The sequence below is a fragment of the uncultured Nostoc sp. genome (assembly GCF_964245445.1).
Lineage (GTDB): Bacteria > Cyanobacteriota > Cyanobacteriia > Cyanobacteriales > Nostocaceae > Nostoc.
The window spans coordinates 1-2,301 of sequence record NZ_CAXTNE010000497.1 but is presented as its reverse complement, the minus strand read 5'-3'; the positions used below and the strand labels follow the sequence as shown (position 1 = coordinate 2,301).

General features: G+C 44.3%; 1 protein-coding gene. It reads right to left on the bottom strand.

Annotated elements, in window-relative coordinates:
* Positions 1-88: 88 nt before the first annotated feature.
* Positions 89-2,092 (bottom strand): serine/threonine phosphatase, encoded by a 2,004-nt coding sequence (locus tag ACFE90_RS37785; RefSeq protein WP_375507346.1) that lies wholly within the window; start codon positions 2,090-2,092, stop codon positions 89-91.
* Positions 2,093-2,301: the final 209 nt, after the last annotated feature.

Here is a 2,301-nt window from a genome sequence, read left to right as displayed (position 1 = left end):
GGATTGGGGATTGGGGATTGGGTATAAAGAATTTTATCCTAGTTCCCAGTCCCTAGTCCCTAGTCCCTAATCCCCAGTCCCCAATTTTTCAACTTTCCAAATTTGGGCGCACTTTTGCCCGAACAATTATACCAGTAATATTATCGTGACCATTGTGCTGGTTCGCCAAATCAATTAAGTTTGTAACGCCCCGTTCTAAGTTAACGCCGGAACTTAGTAATGGTTCTAAGTGAGTCTGCCAATAGGTTTCTATTAAATCATTATCTGATAGCCCGTCCGATGCCAACAGCAGAAGAGTATCTTCATTGATCTCAAAAAAGCCCACATCGGGATTAATCGAGTTTTCGTCACGAGGCCCCAAAGCTTGGGTGAGTTGGTAGGCATCCGGGCGAGCGTAAGCTATGGTTGCTTCCACTCCGCGCGTAATTTCCCGTTGCCCAACTTCGTGATCTACTGTGACTTGTTCTAGTCCCTGCTTGCGCGTCAAGCGATAGAGACGGCTATCTCCCACATGAGCAACTGCTGCTTGAGTATCTTGAATTAAAAGCATTACCAGAGTTGTACCCATGCGCCCAACTCCAGAACGGGCATCTTGTTGATTGAGCTTGTAAATCGCCTCATTAGCTAAAAACACTGCCTCACGAATGTTATCTTCTGTTGGCAGTTGGTTGGTAATCCAGTGTTCTTGAAAGTATTGCCGTAGGGTGTTGACTGCTAACTCACTGGCTATCTCGCCGCCAGCGTGTCCACCCATACCATCACAGAGAATATACAAACCATGCCCTTGCAGGACTCGACTTTTGGGTAACTCCAGCTTTTGAATTTTGGTTTCAATGCCAAAGTAGTCTTCGTTATGATGACGCTGACGACCTACATCTGTGCATCCTGCATCTTCTAAGCTACTTAACTGCATCGCCAGCACAACAGTTGGCATATCATCAATTTTGCTAATGATATCTTCTGGCTCATCTGATTGCGGGATAATTGGCACAGCAGTATTTTTCTCCTTTATTGGGGGTAAAGTTGCGGTTCCTAGTGCTTCCAGTTCAATAGAGATTTCCTCCAAACGCGATCGCAATTGTGCCATCGTCTGAATCTTACCTACCTCTAAATCCCCCAACATCTGGACTACAGAGCCAAATTGAGTGCGTTGAGATTGCCTAAATAGCGCTTGCCAAACCCGCCCCAAAGCTTGAATGGTTAACGGTTGCTCTGGAATAGCAGATGTTTCGCCTTCGGCATTTTCTGGCGACTCGGTGACAGGCAAAGAATTGGATGATTCCACATATAACCTTTGTAGCGCCAGCGTTTGGTCTTCATCCAATCGCAAATTCGACAAATCTAAAAGGCTTTGACGACAACCTACTGGTTCCAATAATGCCCAAAGTTGGGTCATTTCATAACACCAGTGTAAAATTTTTAACGAACTTGTGGTTTCTTCTTGCCATAAATCGAGTAAAAACTGCCAATGTGAGCGGTCTTCGATTATGACTATCTGCATATTTCCCTGCTGCCATGCATCGTGAATCGGCGGTATCCCCGGCTGACCTTGGTATTGTAATGCAATATAAAGTTTAGCAAAGTGAGGAATTCTACTTGCTTCCACTGATGGCGTTAGCAAATCCGATTGTTGACTTGCTAGTATTGCCTCAATGGGTGATATTTGATACGGCTGGCAGTCTAGAACTTTTACACCTACATCAGTAACGGTGGCAATTTCGGTTTGAGCAGGTAGCGGATCTAACAATTGATAGCGCTCTTGGGAGTCTAAATAGGAGCCTGGTGCAATCTGAGAACTAGCAAATAGAGAAGATGAAGAAGATATTGCTCCCTCATTTCCCTCATTTCCCTCATTTCCCTTTTCTGCCACATCCTCCTCTACTCCTAAAGCTCTTGCAGTCGTTTCCTTAGCAATAATTGCCCAAAACACTGTTCCACATTCTGTGCCACAGTTATGACAACGTAGTGCATTCACAGGTACATCATCGGTACTGCATTCAGGACAGACCTTGTGGGTCAGGGACGTGCCACAGCTTTGACAGAATTTATTGCTATTGGGATTTTCAAATTTACACTGAGGGCAAATCAGCATAGTGGAAGTTCCTTTATTCCCGCTCCAAGGTGCTTCTAGCCACTAAGATTCAAGGTTGCCACAATTGGCTGTCCCTGACTACAGTAGACCTACAAGAGATTGTAGTTTATCAATGAATTTTGGTGGCAGTATTAATTGTGACGCATATTAGATAAATATTTAATATAATATTGGCAGTTAATTGCTTAGAAATGGGGAGTGGGGAATGG